A 19927-nucleotide genomic window follows, 5' to 3' on the forward strand; every position below is an offset into this window, starting at 1 on the left:
TTTACTACTTTTTGCACTTTAACAATTAGAAAAGATAAGAAAAATTAAATATAATAATGACATAAACGAAGCACATACAGATGCTTAGATACAGATGAACTAAGACATTGGAAAACTGTTAGAAACTGTAAGACTTCGCATAAGTTGAGAAAGGTTGGTACTATGAGTGAGATACTTGCAAGAATTGATATGCAGATAGAGATAAAGGAGAAAGCAGACTACAATATCTCGTCTGTACTTCAGGGCGTAATGATGGAGAAGATAGAACCAGAATATGCCGGAAAACTTCATGATACGGCAGTTAATCCGTACAGCATGATATTTTTTAAGGAAGGTGATAAATATATATGGCGAATTAATACATTCAATAATGAAGCCAAAGAGAAGATAATAGATGTATTTATGAATCCTGAACTAAAAGATTTTACAATAAAACACAGAAACAATGAGACTGTAAAGATACTTGAAAAGACACTTAAGATGACAACGTATGATGACCTCGTTGAGAAATATTATCTTACAGATTCAAAAAGATATATCAATATTAATTTTAGAACACCAGCTTCCTTCAAAAGCAATGGTAAATACATGATATATCCAACTACGAGGACAATATTTCAGAGTCTTATTAACAGATTTAGCGCATATTCAGACAAGATATCACTTGATGTTAACGACCTTTTAGAAAACTTTGAGAATTACAGTGAGATAACAGATTACAGAATGAGAAGTACAAGATTTCACCTTGAAGGAATAACAATCCCCTCATTCATCGGTGAAGTTACAATTAAGATAACAGGTCCACAGATGATGGTTAATCTCGCTAATATGTTAGCGGCATTTGGAGAATATGCAGGCATAGGAATCAAGACATCAATCGGAATGGGAGCTGTAGAGATTAATAGAGAGAGAAGAGGAGTTAAGAATGCGTGAGAGAGATACTAAGGTAATAATTGGCGCACTTACTCATGACATTGGTAAGCCACTTAACAGATTTGATGATGGCAGAAGTCACAGCAAGAGTGGTTACGAATTCATGAAAGATGAAGTGGGCATAACAGACAAAGAGATACTTAATCAGATACGATATCATCATGGCAAAGAACTTGCCGGAGCAAAGATAGACGATGGTGACTTAGCTTATATTACATATTTTGCAGATAACATATCGGCGGCAATAGACAGAAGAGATATCGAAGACGGAGAAAAAGGATGGGATAAGACAACACCACTTGGAAGTGTATTTAACATTCTTAATGGCAACAGTGAGAAGAAAAAATACAAGCCGGTAATGTTAGACATTAATAGTGTTACATCTGCTTCGGATACAGAATATCCGTACAGTGAGGCATTCTATGGACAGGTAAAAGATAATATAAGAGATTCATTAAAACAGCTTACGATAGATGACAGTTATGTCAATTCACTATTAGAGATTCTTGAAGCGAACCTGTCATTCGTTCCATCATCAACAAGCAAGGAACAGTTAGCAGATATATCATTATATGATCATGTAAAACTGACAGCAGCATTTGCTATATGTATATTAAGATACTTTGAAGCAAACAGAATAACTAATTATAAGAAAGAATTGTTCATAAAAGGTGAATCTGAGAAGTTCTATGATAAAAGAGTATTCCTTATGTATGGAATAGATATATCAGGAATACAGGACTTCATATATACAATAACATCAGCAGGAGCACTTAAGACACTTAGGGCTAAGTCATTCTATCTTGAGATGTTCATGGAGAACATTGTAGATGAATTATTTACAGAACTTGGTCTTTGCAGAACTAATCTTATGTACACCGGTGGCGGACATGCATATATGATATTACCTAATACAGAAGAGACAAAAGCTGTACTAAAAAGATTTGAAAAAGATACCAACAGATGGCTTATGGACAGATTTCAGACAGAGCTATACATAGCAACAGGAATATGTGAATGTAGTTCTAATGACTTCAACAATGAGCCGGCAGGAGCATATAAGAAGATATTCGATACCGTATCACTTATGATATCAGAGAAGAAGATGCGAAGATATGATGCGGATGATATAAGATGGCTGAACAAAGCGACAGTTCCTGATGGAAGTCGTGAATGTAAGATATGTCACAGAACAGACAGACTAGATAAAGACAATATATGTGATATATGTTCAGCACTTGTTAATGGTTCAGATGAGATAGTTAATGCTAAGTTTTTTACAATACTTAAGAAGAAACCAGAGGAGAGAACATCGCTTCCACTTATTAATAACAGCTATCTTGTATTCGATAGCAAAGAAGACCTTATAGAGACTATGAAGAATGAAGAAGGATATACAAGATCCTATGTTAAGAATGAACTGTATTCAGGTTACAACATATCAACTAAACTCTGGGTTGGTGATTACAAAAAAGAAGATACATTTACGTCACTTGTAGATAATGCAACGGGAATAAGAAGACTTGGAGTATTAAGAGCCGATGTTGATAATCTCGGAAGTACATTCGTTGAAGGACTTAAGAGTAAGCAGTATGGGGACAGATTTGTGACAATATCAAGAACATCAACACTCTCGAGAAAACTGTCACTTTTCTTCAAACAGTATGTTAACGTGATACTTAATGATGGAGAATTCTATCTGTATAAAAAAGAATGTGAAGACAACAGAAGAAATGCAATGATTGTATATTCAGGTGGAGATGATGTATTTGTAATAGGAAGCTGGGATGACATAATTGGATTTGCAGTGGATCTGCATAATAATCTCGAAGAATATGCACAGGGAACACTTACAATATCAGCAGGAATTGGTATATTCCCAGACAAGACACCGGTTAACCACATGGCAAGGGTAACAGGAGAACTTGAAGATGCAGCTAAGTCAAGACAGATTAATGGTCAGACAGTTAAGAATGGAATATGCCTATTTGATGCAAGCCAGGTATTTGGCTGGGATGAATTCATAGATGAAGTATGCGGCGAGAAACTTGAATTACTTGAACGATATCTTAATCTTAATCCTGAAAAAGGTAAGAACTTCATCTACAACATGCTTGAACTTATAAGAAATAGTGATGATAAGATTAATATAGCAAGATTTGCATACACACTTGCAAGGATTGAACCTGATGAAAAAGCGGAACAGAAAGTAAAAGATGTATATGCCGAATTCAGAACTAAGATATATGAGTGGTATAAGAATGATAACGGCAAAGACAGACAACAGTTAATAACAGCGATATACATATATGTATATCTGACAAGAAAGGATGAGCGATAGTTATGGAGATAATTAATAGTGAAAATTATGTTGATGTGGCAGAAAAAGTGATAAAGAGTATGAAAACTACTGATAAATGGGGCAATGAAAAAATAGCTCTTTCTACATCAAAGATAAGAAATATACTGTCAATGATATCAGGACTGTATAATGATGTTGTAATGTTAGGAACAGACAAACTTTCAGCAGAATATGTATCAAGAATTAAATACATAAAGATGAGATTTGCTTATGAAGCAGGACGTGAAAAGACAGTAAAAGAATTCATTGACAAAGCAAATATATTCAAGATTATGGACAGTATTAAAGACAGTACAGATAATCTTATCTTATTCTGTAACTATATGGAAGCACTTGTTGCATACCATAAATTCTATGGTGGTTCAGATAAATAGTAAGCGGTAATAAAACAGATAAAATATTAATTAGAACAATATCAGGAGGAAAAGTTATGTATACAAAGATAGAGATAACAGGAACATTAGAAGTAGTAACAGGAATGCATATTGGTGGTTCAGCACAGTTCGCAGCAATTGGAGCAATCGATTCACCAGTAATCACAGATTCATACACAAGACAGCCTATGATACCGGGAAGCAGTCTGAAAGGCAAGATGAGAACACTTCTTGCAAGACAGAAATCAGAGACACTAGTACTTCCTGAACATGATAAAGATGATGAAGTTATATTAAGACTGTTTGGAAGTGCCAAAAAAGGAAGCAATGACAGAGGAATGCAGGGAAGATTAATATTCAGCGATATGTTTTGGAGTAACAAAGAAGAACTTAACAGCATAAGAATTAACAATCCTACAGAAGTAAAATTCGAGAATACAATAAACAGAGCAACAGCAGTTGCCAATCCAAGACAGATAGAACGAGTAATAAGAGGAACTAAGTTCGAATTCAGATTAATCTATGATGCTACTGATATGGATCAGATAGAAGAAGACTTTGAGACAATCAGAGAAGGACTAAAACTTCTTGAATATGATTATCTTGGAGGACATGGTTCAAGAGGATATGGTAAAGTAAAATTCGAAGAACTTGAAGCAGAAGCAGTAGTTGGAGAAATTGACGAGACAATAATAGACAGATGCAATGATATATTAAAGGAAGTGTAGAGAATGAAATATACAATATATAAGATGAGATTTCTCTCAGGTGTACATTTTGGCAAAAGCAGACTTGATAATGGGGATATCACCTGCATGGCAGATACACTTTTCTCGGCTATGTGCATAGAAGCACTTAAGATGGGTGGCGAAGAGAAACTCGAAGAACTGGTTGAACTCTTTAGAACTGGAAACGCACTTATATCAGATACTTTTCCATATTCAGGTGAAACATACTATCTTCCAAAACCATGTGTAAGAGTAGAACGAAATGATACAGACAGAAATGCTAAAAAACAGTTTAAAAAGATGACATATATACCACTTGAGCAACTCGATACATACGTTAAAGGTAATACAGAACCTGAACGCATTAACGAAGACCTTAAGACACTTAGTACAAGAGAATTAAGAACCAGAGTATCCATAGAGGGGATGGATTCAGCACCTTATAATGTAGAAGTTGTAAAATATGGGGAAAACAACGGAATATACATAATTCTTGGATATGAAGAAGACAGCATAAAAGACAAGATAGAAGATATTCTTATATCTCTGTCATATACAGGAATTGGTGGAAAGACATCATCAGGACTCGGTAAATTCGAACTTGTGAACAGAAAAGTTCCAGAAAATCTCACCAGAATGTTAGAAGCGAATGCAGATGTCTATATGACATTATCTGTATCACTTCCAACAGATGATGAACTTGAAGGTGTAATAACAGATGGTCGCTATGTAATAATTAAGAGAAGTGGATTCGTTAATTCGGCAACATATTCGGATAATTACAGCAGGAAGAAAGATATCTATATGATGAAAGCAGGTTCGTGCTTCAGAAAGAGATATTCAGGTGACATATATGATGTATCTGCAGGTGGAAGACATGCAGTATACAGATATGGCAAACCACTGATGATGGGAGTGAAATAGAATGCTTGAGAGATATAATATAAGACTTAAGGTTGCAGGACCTGTATGTATAGGTTCAGGTAAACAGATTAATAAGAAAGATTATATATATAACAAAGCTAAAGATACAGTAGATGTAATAGATATTGATGCGATGTTCATGGATGTAATCACAATGGGCAAAGAAAAAGACTTTGAAAGATTTCTTCTTAATAGAAATGAGACACTTGAATACTGGTTTAAGAGTAATAATATAACAAGGCAGCAGTACTCAAAGTGGATTAAATATTCACTAGCAGCAGGAGATGCAGTAGTGGAAGACAAGTCACTTAAGGAAGTTCAGACATTCGTAAGAGACGCTTATGGACAACCATACATTCCCGGAAGTTCATTAAAAGGTGCATTAAGAACAGTAATACTTGGTTCAACAGCCAAAGTGAGAATAGCCAGTGAACAAAGCGGCAAAAGACCTGGAGATACATATACAACAATACAGAGGAATCTCACTAGAACGAGAATAGAAAAGTCAAAAGATTATAGGCTGATTGAGACAGAGATGAAAAAACTTGAAACATGTGTATTCAATGCTCTAAACAGAGATCCGGAAATAAAGAAGGACAATGCTGTTAATGACTTTATGAGTGGAATAATCATAAGCGACAGCAAACCATTTGGCAATGACCGACTTGTATTATGCCAGCAGATAGATAAGCTTACAACAGGAGCGAAGAACTCGATTATGTTAAGAGAATGTATACAGCCTGGAACGGTAATAGAATTTGAACTTACGGTTGATACAGTAGTATCTAAGATAAAAGTAGCTAATATATCAAGCTGTATCAAGAATTTTATCAAAAGCTATTATGATACATTTGCATATAAGTTTGATAAGACTAACAATTATCCTGATAATACAATATTCCTCGGAGCTGGAACAGGATATCCTACGAAGACGGTTATGTATCAGGTACTTGGCAAAGATGCGGTAAAACAGGTAGCAGATATATTACATGCAAAAGCACCTAAGCATGGACATAAAAAAGATGCTGAAAAAGGAGTATCTCCACATACCAAAAAAGTGACATCCTACAGAGGAATGGAATATAATATGGGTCAGTGTGAGATTGAATTTGAGAAGATTGGATAGATAACTAATAACATGTTTTGTGGTAGAAAGAAGGATGCATATGAGTTATTTGTACGTTAATGAAAGCGGAGCATTAATTTATATAGAACAGGGATATTTTATAGTAAAACATCTTGATAGTAGCATTACAAAGATTCCACAGGAGACGTTAGACTCAATTATACTTGCAGGTAATGTAAGTATGACAACACCATGTGTAAGAGAATGTCTTATAAAAGGAATACCAGTCAGTTATTACAGCCAAAACGGAGCATATTTTGGAAGACTTGATACTACAAAACATGTAAAAATTGACAGACAGAGACAACAGTTTCATGCAACAGAAGATAAGAGATTCTGCCTTGAGATGACAAAAAAAGTTATAGAAGCCAAGATTAATAATCAGCTTGTTGTTATAAAAAGATATACAAGAGGACTTGATGAGACAGAAAAAGAAGTAAAACAAATAAAAATAGCAAGAGAGAAGATTGAAAGTTGTTCAGATATTGAGACTATAATGGGCTATGAAGGAATTGCAGCAAAAAGTTACTTCAAAGCTATATCAACGGTAATTCATGATGAATTCAGATTCGATGGAAGAAGCAAACAGCCACCAAAAGATCCATTCAATGCCATGATTAGTTATGGATATACAATATTATTCCATGAGATATATGGTGAGATTGAGAACAGAGGATTGTGTCCTTATGCAGGATTCATGCATAAAGATAAAGAGAATCATGCAGCACTTGCAAGTGATCTTATAGAAGAGTGGAGAGCACCAATTGTAGATTCAGTAGTACTTAGCCTGATACAGGGCAATGAGATAAGTTATGATAACTTCAATATGGACTTTGAGAATGGTGGAGTATATATGGATTCTACAGCACGTAAGAAGTTCATCAATAAGTTAGAGAGCAAGATGCGAAGTGAGATGTCATATCTAAGGCAGGTATCATATAGAATGAGCTTTAGAAAAGCTGTATGGTATCAGGTAGGAGAACTTGTAAAAGCGATAGAAGGTAATGATACATCATTGTACAACCCGGTTGTTATAAGATAAACTTATAATACAGAAAGTGTAAGTTATTGCAGACTATAAAAACTTAACCCTTGCGCAAAAAGTCTGCGATACAGTTAAGAGAGGTGAACGTTATGATGGAAAATGAAAAATTCATTGAATGTGTAGCTGATACAGAAGTAAGAGAGAGAGATACCAGATATCTTATACTTGTAATATACGATATAGTAGACAACAAAAGAAGAACACAGTTCTGCAAATATGTCTCAAGCTTTGGATTCAGAGTTCAAAAATCATGTTTTGAAGCAGTAATAGACAAACATCGATACAGAAGGCTCGTGGAAGGGATAACACCATTTATAAAAGTGGAAGATAGCATAAGAGTCTATAAGATACGAAGCAGAGATGATGTTATGAACTTTGGTGAATTCATGTCATATACGGAAGAAGATGTTATTGTGATATAATAAAATATATTATATAGCAAATTCTGGAAAAATGGAATTGAAGTATTAGACAGAATGTGATAGAATATTAGATATAATTGTTACATAAATGTTAAATTAATCGAAATTGCCACGATGCCCGTATATACTGGCGTTGAGGCACATATCTGATAACTTCATATATATAATCCAGTTAAAAAACTGTTTTGAGACGCAAACCATGTTTTAAATATAGATAACATGTGGCGTCCCAAGGACAGGATTAAATAAAATAAGTCCCCGATAGGGGACGGAAATAACAAGCCTATGTACTATCATAGTTTAGTTATTTATTAAATAAAATAAGTCCCCGATAGGGGACGGAAATCTTCGTCCTCTGATAACTGTTCACAGATTTTAATAGGATTAAATAAAATAAGTCCCCGATAGGGGACGGAAATGGAAGTAAACCGGCAATGAATAAACGTGTATTTTATTAAATAAAATAAGTCCCCGATAGGGGACGGAAATAATCGTGAACTCGTGGCGGTTACCACGTCAATTCATATTAAATAAAATAAGTCCCCGATAGGGGACGGAAATATCGCTTGACTTATTTGAAGTATATCATGTTACTTATTAAATAAAATAAGTCCCCGATAGGGGACGGAAATTATAAGGTAGGCTGCATAGTTAGCCGTGAAGGTTTTCATTAAATAAAATAAGTCCCCGATAGGGGACGGAAATAAAATATAGCCTTCAAACGCTTCTTTATTTTCATTAAATAAAATAAGTCCCCGATAGGGGACGGAAATGAAATAATGCTTTCTATCAAAAGAATTATTTATTAAATAAAATAAGTCCCCGATAGGGGACGGAAATCAACCGACTTGTCGTGTTGTAGTGTCCCGCCTTCAATTAAATAAAATAAGTCCCCGATAGGGGACGGAAATTCTACCCCATCCTTCTTACAAAATTCTTTTTCATTATCAATGTTTACGCCGATAGGGGACGGAAATTCTACCCCATCCTTCTTAGACTTAGATTGTTCACGTATTAAATAAAATAAGTCCCCGATAGGGGACGGAAAGTCCTACCTCTCAGACACTGACGTGGGTTATATGCATTAAATAAAATAAGTCCCCGATAGGGGACGGAAAGCAAGTATCCTCTTTATATTCGCTATAATCGTTAATAGATTAAATAAAATAAGTCCCCGATAGGGGACGGAAAATAGACTTGCTACAGTGCTAGAATATCTTTTCTAGTATTAAATAAAATAAGTCCCCGATAGGGGACGGAAAGTTGTGAAAACTTTTTTGAAATATTTTTTTGTGTTTATTAAATAAAATAAGTCCCCGATAGGGGACGGAAACGATATTTCCCTTAAGTCTGTAGTCTGATTTTCAAGATTAAATAAAATAAGTCCCCGATAGGGGACGGAAACAAAGCAGGAGCAACACGATACAGGTTGCTGACGTTGTATTAAATAGAAATAACTCCCCATCAGGGGACGAGAACGACTTTTGTTCTGCGTCATCCGATTTCCAAACGAATATTAAATAGAATAATCCCAAAATAGAAAACAATTTATCTTGTCTAACTGGTAAACCATGTTAGAATGAATATATAAGGATACGAGGTGATGTGTATGCAGAATGTGTTATGGTATTCAAGACATATAATGACGATTGAGCAGAGACGTGCTGTAGAGCAGGAGCTTAACACAGATATTAATATAGTACATCTAAGTTGTAGAGATATGAATGCAGAGCAGATTGTTGAATTTGCAAGAGATAATAATATCTTCCTTCTTTTGGTTGTATTGCCTGACAGTATACTTAGTAGACTTCTAACTGTGAAAGATGATAATATGCAGGTATGGTGTTGCGAATCGGAGATTGATAATGGAATATTTATCTTTAGAAACTGGTATGAAGTAGAGACTTTTTCGTATAGAACTGAGTCGCTTTGCAACAGTGGTGAAGACAGAACTTATGATACAGTTAGTAGATATAATCAGAGAAAGTTAAGGCTGTTATGGATATCTGATAGACTACTTACTTATGAGCAGCTAATTTTACTTAGAAAAGTATATGGCGATAATCTGGATATAACCAGACTTTCAAGTGGTTGTACAGTAGATATATCTAATGAATATAATATGAATTATGATATCATTGCTACTAATCTTCCGTTGAGAATATTTTTGAACAGATTTAAGATAGATCTTAGTGCGAGAATTCTTCTTATAGCAGAGTATGAGAGAAGTACAGGTGATGCAGTTATAGATGAGAATACAGAATATAGAATTAAGTATACCGGTTGGCAGAGAGTCCTTGAATATTCGATGAATTATAGGCGAATTGGCTGAATTGGAACAGAGCTTTTAATACAGTACTTTTGTCCACCTTGACCAGATATTTTCTCTATTTTACAATTATCTAAGATAGAAAGGTTAATAAGAGGAATAAGGACAATGAGACGAAGATATATATATGCACTTGCACTTCTTACAATGTTGTCAGGTTGTAACAGAGCAGGTGATGATTATGATGAGATTGTTAATCAGGGTGGATTTCTGATTGAATTCGCATCTAATAGTGATAATGAAGATAACGAAGACAATGACTATGAAGAAGACTCTACGAGTGAAGACAGCGAGAATGATGATATGAGCGATGAACTTAATGATGAAGACAATGAAGAGAAAGAATCTGATAGCGAAGATAGTGATGAAGATGAGTTAGAAGATTCAGATGAAGATAACGAAGATACAGAAGATACAGGGAATATAGACTATGCAAGTGGTGACTATGAAGAAGATGAACTTATGACAGAAGTTGGTGATACAGTTTATGATATATATCATAATGAGAACTTTGGCTATGCTTTAATATATCCTGATACATTTACACAGAGTGATGAATCAGGCAGTGGAGATGGAGTTACTATGAGCGATGATAATGGTTCAACACTTAGAATGTGGGGAGCATATAATGCAGCCGGTTCAACAGGAAGTGAAGCCCTTGACCAGTATATTGCATCATCATCGAATGTAGCATATAGTTCAGCACAGGATAATTATTGGTGTTATACTTGCAGGACTGATGAAGGTAAGATTGAATATAGAGCAGGATATATTGATTCTGATTATGAAGCCGGATTTGAACTTATATATGATGAAGGATTGCAAGAGAATTATGGAGAAGCTGTTAATGCGATGATGGAACATCTTCTTAACGGTAACGTATTTTAACATTTTACTAAAAGTTTATACTTTTTTAGAAAATAATTATAAGACACAAGTATAAAAAGAGAGTATAATTTGTATCATTGATACAATTATACTCTTATGTCAATTATATAGATACGGGAGATAAGAGAATAAAAATTCAAAAATTATATCTAAAGAAAGGGTTGATTACATGAGAGAGATTAAAAAACCTAAGAAGCCCCTTTTGTTCTATTACACAATAGCGATTGTGGTATTGCTTCTACTCAATATTTTTCTTGTTCCAAGATGGAATTCACCAAAAGTTGAGAATGTAGATTATGGAACATTTCTTAACATGTTAGAGGATAAGAGCGTCTCAGAAGTTCAAAAGAAAGGTGAATATATATATTTCACAAAGACAGATGAAAAAGATAAGATATATCAGACACCGGCATTTGATGATGATAAGCTTGTAGACAGACTTGAAGAAAGTGGATGTAAGTTTACAAAAGTGATACAGGAAGAGACATCACCATTTATAACATTCCTGTTAACATGGGTAATTCCAATTCTTATATTTATAGCTCTTGGACAGTTATTAAGTAAACAGCTTATGAAGAAGATGGGCGGTGGAATGGGCGGACCTTCGATGTCTTTTGGTAAGAGCAATGCGAAAGTCTATGTTCAGTCAACAACAGGAATTAAGTTCAAAGATGTAGCCGGTGAAGATGAAGCTAAGGAAGTACTTACAGAGATAGTTGATTTTCTTCATAATCCTAAGAAATATCAGGAGATTGGTGCTGTAATGCCAAAAGGTGCACTTCTTGTAGGTCCTCCGGGAACAGGTAAGACATTACTTGCCAAGGCAGTAGCAGGTGAAGCTAATGTACCATTTTTCTCAATATCAGGTTCTGAATTCGTTGAGATGTTCGTAGGTATGGGTGCAGCCAAAGTCAGAGATCTATTCAAGCAGGCAGCCGAGAAAGCTCCATGTATTGTATTCATAGATGAGATTGATACAATAGGTAAGAAGAGAGATGGAAGTGGTATGAATGGTAATGATGAGCGAGAGCAGACACTTAATCAGCTTCTTACAGAGATGGATGGTTTTGATGGTTCTAAAGGTGTTATTATTCTTGCCGCTACTAACAGACCGGATTCTCTTGATCCAGCACTTCTTAGACCAGGCCGATTTGACAGACGTGTGCCTGTTGAACTTCCGGATCTAAAAGGAAGAGAAGATATATTAAAAGTTCATGCCAAGAAGATAAAGTTAAGTGACAATATAGATTTTAATGCCATTGCAAGAGCAGCATCAGGTGCATCAGGTGCAGAACTTGCCAATATGATTAATGAAGGTGCATTAAGAGCTGTAAGAGATGGAAGAAAGTTCGTTACACAGGCGGATCTTGAAGAGAGTATAGAAGTGGTTATTGCAGGATATCAGAAGAAGAATAAAGTTCTTTCTGATAAAGAGAAACTTATTGTGTCATATCATGAAGTTGGTCATGCACTTGTCGCAGCACTTCAGACACATTCAGCACCAGTAACTAAGATTACTATTATTCCAAGAACTTCAGGTGCATTAGGTTATACAATGCAGGTAGACGAAGGCGAGAGAAATCTTATGAGTAAGGAAGAGATAGAGAATAAGATTGCTACATTCACAGGCGGAAGATGTGCTGAGGACATAATATTCCATTCAATTACAACAGGTGCTTCTAATGATATTGAACAGGCAACTAAGCTTGCAAGAGCTATGATAACAAGATATGGTATGAGCGATGAGTTTGGTATGGTTGCACTTGAGACAGTAGCTAACCAGTATCTTGGTGGAGATACCTCTCTTGCATGTGCACCTGATACAGCCAAAGACATAGATGAACAGGTTGTTGCACTTGTTAAGAAACAGTATGACAAAGCATATAATCTTCTGACTGAGAATATAGGTAAACTTCATGAATTGGCTAAATACTTGTATGAGAAAGAGACTATTACCGGAGATGAATTCATGAACATACTTAATTCCAAGGTAAGCCTTGAGAAGATTGAGGATACACAGGAGTAATTAAGAAGCAACTGCTTTTGCTAACATTATAAAGTATCCCCTTTGATAAGATAGAAGATGTGTAAGAGTAATTAAGGCTGATTTAATGTATAAGATAACAGTATAAAGGTGTTCATTTCGATTAGAATAAGAGCATTTTTACAGAAAAATAGAATACAAGAGATGATAAAATACCTTCGCAGATGTTATTAAGATGTCTAACGAAGGTATTTTTTGCATAATAAAATCATAAATATTACTGTAAAAACTGAAATTAGTGCCGATATAGAAAGCAAGTAATATTGTGAAAATGTTATAAACAACTCTGAAATTTATATGGAAATTTAGTTAAAATTCTGGTAATATTATTAATATAAAATGTTATGATATTAATATAATCAGAGTACATGAACATATTGATGCAGATGTGCTTATATGTGTAGATAAAAATACGAGAAGGGGTATTGGATATGACAAGAGATGAGAGAAGATATTATGGTTCAATGGTTTCGTTGGTATGCATACTGATAATAGCAATTATATTCTTAGGGATTAATGTATATGATAAGAATAAGAAGCCTGATGAAGCGATTGCAGCAGATATAACGTCTAACATGGATGATGCAGAGAAGGTATCAGAAGAAGTAGCAGGAGATCTTATCACTGCTGAGATTCCAAGTGAGCTTAGTGAACTGCTTGAGCGTAATCCTGAAGTTAAAGAGTTCGTTGAATCATATCCTGACAGGGAGATATATATGGGAGATATTGATATATCACAAGACTATAAGAAAGGTGAGATTCCTCTATTCATACAATGGGATAAGAGATGGGGCTATCAGACTTATGGTGACGGGATAATGGCACTTGAGGGCTGTGGACCTACATGTCTGTCTATGGTAGTTGTAGGACTTACAGGTGATACTAAGTATAATCCAAAATATATCGCTGATTTTAGCTATGAGAATGGTTTTTATGCAGATGGATCTTCTAAATGGGAACTTATGACATATGGAGCACAGAAGTTAGGTCTTGAAGTTAAAGAACTTCCACTGTGGAAGAATTCAATAGATCAGGAACTTAGAGATGGTAATCCTATTATATGTATAATGGGTCCGGGAGATTTTACAGATGATGGACACTTTATAGTAATAACAGATGTTGATGATGAAGATATGTATACACTTAATGATCCTAATAGCAGGATAAAAAGTGAGAAGAAGTGGAGTTATGACGAACTTAAGGAACAGATTAAGAATATATGGGCGTATTCAGTGAAAAAATAATAAAAGCCGTAATTACCTGATTTATTATGCCGAGGAGGTGATATTGTGCTTGCATTTGTATTGTGGTGTATAAGATATATAAGCAGAGATGAGCAGACTCTTACATTCTAGATACAGTGAAAGTCACAGTAATTATTGTAATTAGGTATTAAATGATAGATAGCATCATAAGAAAACAGGAGTATGTTTCTTATGATGCTATTTTGTTAGTGTATTAAAAAATGAAGATTATCCTGGTTTATTTTATCTTTAAACAGATTAAGATATTCAAGTTCTCTTTTCTCGGTATTATTAGTACATGCAAGGAGCATCGCATATCCGACAGCAACAAAATTCAGATAAAAAGCTCCATAATATAACTATGCCTACGGATATAGATACTATAAAATTGTGAATAGAATAAAAAATTAATTTTCAGAAAATTTTTTATTAAAAAAGAATTATTCATAATAAAATCACAAAAATTGCCATCATATATGTTATAATTCTACAAGTAAGGGCTTAGAATTAATTACAGAAAAGAGGTAATAACATGAAGAAGAGCATAATTAATCAGATAGAAAACAGTCTTGAAGAAGATGATGATGAAGAAGAGAGAAAAGAAAGCGATGATTACATAGAGATAATTCTTGATGAAACTAAGGAAGAGATATATCTTCCTTCGACAGTAGATTTTCAGGATGTGTCAGCAAAATATCAGCAGATAATGTTCTTCTACGAATCAGGAATTAATCAGGTTATAGCTAAGTTACAGATACTTGTCAATGAGTTTAAGTTCTGTAATGACCGTAATCCGATAGATAATATATCAAGCAGAGTAAAATCGCTTGAGAGTATTACTAATAAGATGAAGAGAAAAGGGCTCCCACTTACTATGAACTATATGGTAAAAGAATTACATGATATAGCTGGCGTAAGAGTTGTATGCCCATTTATATCAGATGTGTATTATGTTGCGAATATACTTGTCAATCAGCATGATGTTGAAGTATTAGAGATAAAAGACTATATTAAGAACCCAAAACCTAATGGATATAGAAGTCTTCATCTCATAATTATGGTTGATGTATATTTCTCGGATCATAAGAGTCAGGTTCCGGTAGAGATTCAGTTAAGAACTATTGCGATGAATTTCTGGGCAAGCACTGAGCATCAGTTAAGGTACAAGAAAGACAGAAAGTTCACTCCAGCTATGCAGGAAGAACTTTTAGATTGTTCAAGACTTATGGCAGAGGCAGATGCCAAGATGCAGAAACTGGCAGAACAGTTTTCGGTGACTGATGAATAAGTATAAATATAATACAATTTTTCAGATTTTTTAAAAAACCGAGAAATATGATACAATTATTTTTTGCATATTTATAAAAAAAACACTAGACGTGAGCTTGTTTTTTTGGTATCTTGATATTGTATGGAAAGCTTACGACAGAGTATTTACTTTTTAAAGTGTAAAAGTTATAGTATGCTTTTAAGATACAGTATATATAATATGGATAGTATTATGTGAGATAAAACCTTATAGACATGATTATTCACAAGTGAAATCAATATTACAAAATAATGTTGGTTAGAGCATTATAAAGTTTTATGGATATGAATATCTATAGTGAATAAGCGGGTTGATACACTGTAAAATAGATACCCTTCTATATATAGTTAAGTATATAATAGTTAAATATATAACGATTAATTGTACAAAGATATATAATAGGATACAGAGTGCTTCTGATATGAACAGAGTATTCATTTTACAGTGTACCAGACGCTGTGATAAATATTAAAGAAGAGAGGTCAATAGAATATGAGCAAAATTGATTTAAGTAAGTATGGCATTACTGGAACAACAGAAATTGTATACAACCCTTCTTATGAACTTTTATTTGAAGAGGAAACAAAGGCTGGACTTGAAGGTTACGAAGTTGGTAAAGTTAGTGAACTTGGTGCAGTTAACGTTATGACTGGTGTATATACAGGACGTTCACCTAAGGACAAATATATTGTAGTTGATGAGAATTCAAAAGATACAGTATGGTGGACATCAGATGAATATAAAAATGATAACCATCCAATGACAGAAGATACATGGTCAGCTGTTAAAGAAATTGCTAAAAAAGAACTTTCAAACAAGAGACTTTTTGTAGTAGATGCATTCTGCGGTGCTAACAAAGATACTCGTATGGCAGTTCGTTTCATCGTTGAAGTAGCTTGGCAGGCACATTTCGTAAAGAATATGTTTATCCAGCCAACAGAAGAAGAATTAAAAGAATTCGAACCAAACTTCGTTGTATATAATGCTTCAAAAGCTAAAGTTGAAAACTACAAAGAATTAGGTCTTAATTCAGAGACATGTGTTGCATTCAACATCACAAGCCATGAACAGGTAATTATTAATACATGGTACGGCGGAGAGATGAAGAAAGGTATGTTCTCAATGATGAACTACTATCTTCCATTACAGGGAATAGCTTCAATGCACTGTTCAGCTAATACAGATAAGAATGGTGAAAACACAGCTATATTCTTTGGTCTTTCAGGAACAGGTAAGACAACACTTTCAACAGATCCAAAACGTCTTCTTATCGGTGATGACGAACATGGCTGGGATGACAATGGTGTATTCAACTTTGAAGGTGGATGTTATGCTAAAGTTATCAACCTTGATAAAGAATCAGAACCAGATATCTACAATGCAATCAAACGTAATGCATTATTAGAGAATGTTACACTTGATGAGAGTGGTAAGATTGATTTCGCTGATAAGAGTGTAACAGAGAATACTCGTGTATCATATCCAATCAACCATATTGAGAATATTGTACGTCCAATATCATCAGCTCCAGCTGCTAAGAACGTAATCTTCTTATCAGCAGATGCATTTGGTGTACTTCCACCTGTATCTATTCTTACACCAGAACAGACACAGTACTACTTCCTTTCAGGATTCACAGCTAAACTTGCTGGTACAGAACGTGGTATTACAGAACCAACACCTACATTCTCAGCATGCTTTGGACAGGCATTCCTTGAATTACATCCAACAAAATACGCTGAAGAACTTGTTAAGAAGATGGAAAAGAGCGGTGCTAAAGCATATCTTGTTAATACAGGATGGAACGGAACAGGAAAGAGAATCTCAATCAAAGATACTCGTGGTATCATTGATGCAATCCTTAATGGAGATATCAAGAATGCTCCAACTAAGAAGATTCCATACTTCAACTTTGAAGTACCAACAGAACTTCCAGGTGTAGATCCAGCAATCCTTGATCCTCGTGATACATATGCAGATGCTTCAGAATGGGAAGTAAAAGCAAAAGACTTAGCTGACAGATTTGTTAAGAACTTCGCTAAATACGAAGGTAATGAAGCTGGTAAAGCATTAGTTTCAGCAGGTCCACAGAAATAAGCAATTATTAGCTGTTATAAAAAATTGTAATATATAGTATTATATAAAAAAACCGTCGACATTGCGTATGCCGGCGGTTTTTTGTAAAAAGGGGGAATTTTATTGGAGATAATCCTATTACTATGTGCAGTCGTAATAGCACTTTGCATATTTACAAACAGATTTACAACAAAGATTGGGATACCGGCAGTATTGGTATTCATGGCAATAGGAATGATATTTGGTAGTGAAGGTATATTGAAGATACCTTTTGATAATTTTAATCAGACAGAGATGATATGCTCTGCGGCACTTATATTTATAATGTTCTACGGTGGATTTGGTACGAATTTTAAAACGGCAAAACCGGTTCTTGCACCGGCTGTATGTCTTGCAACACTTGGTGTGCTTCTAACTGCAGTATTAACTGGTGTGTTCTGTATAGTTGTTCTTAAGATGAAAGTAATGGAAGGACTTTTACTTGGCTCTGTTGTAGCGTCTACAGATGCGGCATCTGTATTCTCAATTCTAAGATCGAAACAATTAAATTTGAAAAATAAAACAGCTTCATTGCTTGAACTTGAAAGTGGTAGTAATGATCCGGCGGCATATATGCTGACTATGATTATACTTGGAATAATGTCGGATAATGTTAATAATATTGCTATTATGCTATTTAAACAAGTAGTGTTTGGAATAATATTCGGACTTGGCAGTGGTTATATAGCTTATAAATCACTTAAAAATATAGACTTTGAAATAGAAGGCAGTGATACAATTCTAATGATAGCGATGGTACTGTTCTCTTATGCAGCACCGTCATTACTTGGCGGCAATGGTTATCTTAGCGTATATTTGTTTGGGCTGTATATAGGTAATAAGAATTTTGATAATAAGATTACAATGGTTCATTTCTTTGATGAGATTAATCAGCTTGCACAGATACTTATATTCTTTTTATTAGGTCTTCTTGTATATCCGTCAAGACTTATACCAATGGCAGGAACAGCTTTATTAGTATTTGTCGGACTTACTTTTATAGCAAGGCCATTAGCAGTTTTTCTGATAATGACACCGTTTAAGGCAGAGTTTAGGCAGCAAGTGCTTATTGCATTTTCAGGACTTAGAGGTGCGGCTTCTATAGTATTTGCAATAATGGTAACAGTTAGTCCTGTATATTCGAAGATAGATGTATTTAATATAGTATTCTGTGTAGCACTTATATCAGTAGCATTTCAGGGACTTCTGCTTCCAAAAGTTGCACATATTCTTGATATGGTTGATGAAGAACAGGATGTAATGAAGACATTTAATGATTATAATGCAGATGATGATATAAGACTTATACAGATGAATATGGAACCTGGACATAAATATATAGGAAAGAGAATTAATGAATTAAGAATTAAAAATATGCTTATAATTCTCATTGAGCGTGGTAATGATACACTTATGCCAAGAAGTGATGTTGTAATAGAAGAAGGAGATATTCTGGTACTTAGTGCAAAATCATACAAAGGTAATATAAAAACTGTATTGAATGAGGAGAGAATTGGATTAGATGATATAAGAGTGGGTAAGAAGATACAGGAACTTGCTAATGAAGACGATAACAGATTCATTGTTATTATAAAGAGAATGGATGGCTCTAACATAATTCCAAAAGGAAATACGACTATAAAAGGTGGAGATATTCTTATATATAGCAAGATAAATTAGAAAATAAATTAAAAAACAATAGTAAACAGCAATAAGGCGAAAGTTGGATTAGCAACTCTCGCCTTATTGTATTACACAAATTCGGTATTTGCGAAACACCTAAATAACTAAAATAAAAGAAAGGAGATATTCCAGATAGAGGTCATAAGTCTCTATCTGCTTAATAAAAAAGTTAAGTAATAACATAAAAACAAACATGATTAAAAATGCGTGTTTTGGGAGTAGTGGTATTAGAATATTACAATATCTGCGCACTTTGTAATATTCAAATGATTTATCGGACAATAATAAAAATATATAATAGCAAAATAAAAAATAAATAAACTTTGTTAAAAAGATACAAAAAAACATTGAAAAAATCTACACAATAAAAGTTTTTTCAGGTTGAAAACAGATATGAAACA

Annotated in this window: 15 protein-coding genes and 1 CRISPR repeat array; all 15 genes read left to right on the forward strand. The window is 34.3% G+C overall.

The annotated features are described in order from the left end of the window. The first annotated feature begins 162 nt into the window (after positions 1-162). The 15 genes from cas6 (at position 163) to KQI85_RS07455 (ending at position 19523) form a co-directional block, all read left to right on the forward strand. On the forward strand, positions 163-933 hold the full coding sequence (cas6, locus tag KQI85_RS07385) for a CRISPR-associated endoribonuclease Cas6 (RefSeq protein WP_216575445.1): 771 nt from the start codon (positions 163-165) through the stop codon (positions 931-933). Further along, positions 926-3274 (forward strand): type III-A CRISPR-associated protein Cas10/Csm1, encoded by a 2349-nt coding sequence (gene cas10, locus KQI85_RS07390; protein ID WP_216575446.1) that lies wholly within the window; start codon positions 926-928, stop codon positions 3272-3274. Before cas6 ends, cas10 begins: the two co-directional genes overlap by 8 nt. Before the next feature lie 2 nt (positions 3275-3276). Next, positions 3277-3669: a type III-A CRISPR-associated protein Csm2 gene (gene csm2, locus KQI85_RS07395; RefSeq protein ID WP_216575447.1), complete on the forward strand. Its 393-nt coding sequence runs from the start codon at positions 3277-3279 to the stop codon at positions 3667-3669. A 56-nt stretch (positions 3670-3725) separates the two neighbouring features. Further along, a complete protein-coding gene (gene csm3, locus KQI85_RS07400) occupies positions 3726-4397 on the forward strand; it encodes a type III-A CRISPR-associated RAMP protein Csm3 (protein ID WP_216575448.1) in 672 nt (223 codons plus the stop codon). A 3-nt stretch (positions 4398-4400) separates the two neighbouring features. After that, positions 4401-5321 (forward strand): type III-A CRISPR-associated RAMP protein Csm4, encoded by a 921-nt coding sequence (csm4, locus tag KQI85_RS07405; protein ID WP_216575449.1) that lies wholly within the window; start codon positions 4401-4403, stop codon positions 5319-5321. Between the two features lies 1 nt (position 5322). After that, a complete protein-coding gene (gene csm5, locus KQI85_RS07410) occupies positions 5323-6447 on the forward strand; it encodes a type III-A CRISPR-associated RAMP protein Csm5 (RefSeq protein ID WP_216575450.1) in 1125 nt (374 codons plus the stop codon). A 40-nt stretch (positions 6448-6487) separates the two neighbouring features. Further along, a complete protein-coding gene (cas1, locus tag KQI85_RS07415; protein ID WP_216575451.1) occupies positions 6488-7489 on the forward strand; it encodes a CRISPR-associated endonuclease Cas1 in 1002 nt (333 codons plus the stop codon). 92 nt (positions 7490-7581) lie between these two features. Then, positions 7582-7914, forward strand: coding sequence for a CRISPR-associated endonuclease Cas2 (gene cas2, locus KQI85_RS07420; protein WP_216575452.1), 333 nt, complete (start codon positions 7582-7584; stop codon positions 7912-7914). 240 nt (positions 7915-8154) lie between these two features. Next, positions 8155-9392: a CRISPR direct-repeat array (repeat unit 35 nt; unit sequence ATTAAATAAAATAAGTCCCCGATAGGGGACGGAAA). A 131-nt stretch (positions 9393-9523) separates the two neighbouring features. Further along, a complete protein-coding gene (locus KQI85_RS07425; protein WP_216575453.1) occupies positions 9524-10246 on the forward strand; it encodes a hypothetical protein in 723 nt (240 codons plus the stop codon). A 105-nt stretch (positions 10247-10351) separates the two neighbouring features. Further along, complete coding sequence (locus KQI85_RS07430) at positions 10352-11131, forward strand: hypothetical protein (protein WP_216575454.1); 780 nt, start codon at positions 10352-10354, stop codon at positions 11129-11131. A gap of 169 nt (positions 11132-11300) precedes the next feature. Continuing rightward, entirely contained in the window at positions 11301-13157 is a 1857-nt protein-coding gene (gene ftsH, locus KQI85_RS07435) for an ATP-dependent zinc metalloprotease FtsH (RefSeq protein WP_216575455.1), read from the forward strand. A 449-nt stretch (positions 13158-13606) separates the two neighbouring features. Then, on the forward strand, positions 13607-14419 hold the full coding sequence (locus KQI85_RS07440) for a C39 family peptidase (RefSeq protein ID WP_216575456.1): 813 nt from the start codon (positions 13607-13609) through the stop codon (positions 14417-14419). A gap of 532 nt (positions 14420-14951) precedes the next feature. Beyond that, a complete protein-coding gene (locus KQI85_RS07445) occupies positions 14952-15707 on the forward strand; it encodes a GTP pyrophosphokinase family protein (RefSeq protein ID WP_216575457.1) in 756 nt (251 codons plus the stop codon). Positions 15708-16220: 513 nt separating this feature from the next. After that, positions 16221-17825 carry a phosphoenolpyruvate carboxykinase (ATP) gene (gene pckA, locus KQI85_RS07450; RefSeq protein WP_216575458.1) on the forward strand — a complete coding sequence of 535 codons (1605 nt, stop codon included), beginning with the start codon at positions 16221-16223 and terminating at the stop codon, positions 17823-17825. 102 nt (positions 17826-17927) lie between these two features. Further along, on the forward strand, positions 17928-19523 hold the full coding sequence (locus KQI85_RS07455) for a potassium/proton antiporter (protein WP_216575459.1): 1596 nt from the start codon (positions 17928-17930) through the stop codon (positions 19521-19523). The last annotated feature ends 404 nt before the right edge of the window (positions 19524-19927 follow it).

The sequence above is a fragment of the Falcatimonas sp. MSJ-15 genome, assembly GCF_018918265.1.
Classification (GTDB): Bacteria; Bacillota; Clostridia; order Lachnospirales; family Lachnospiraceae; genus Falcatimonas.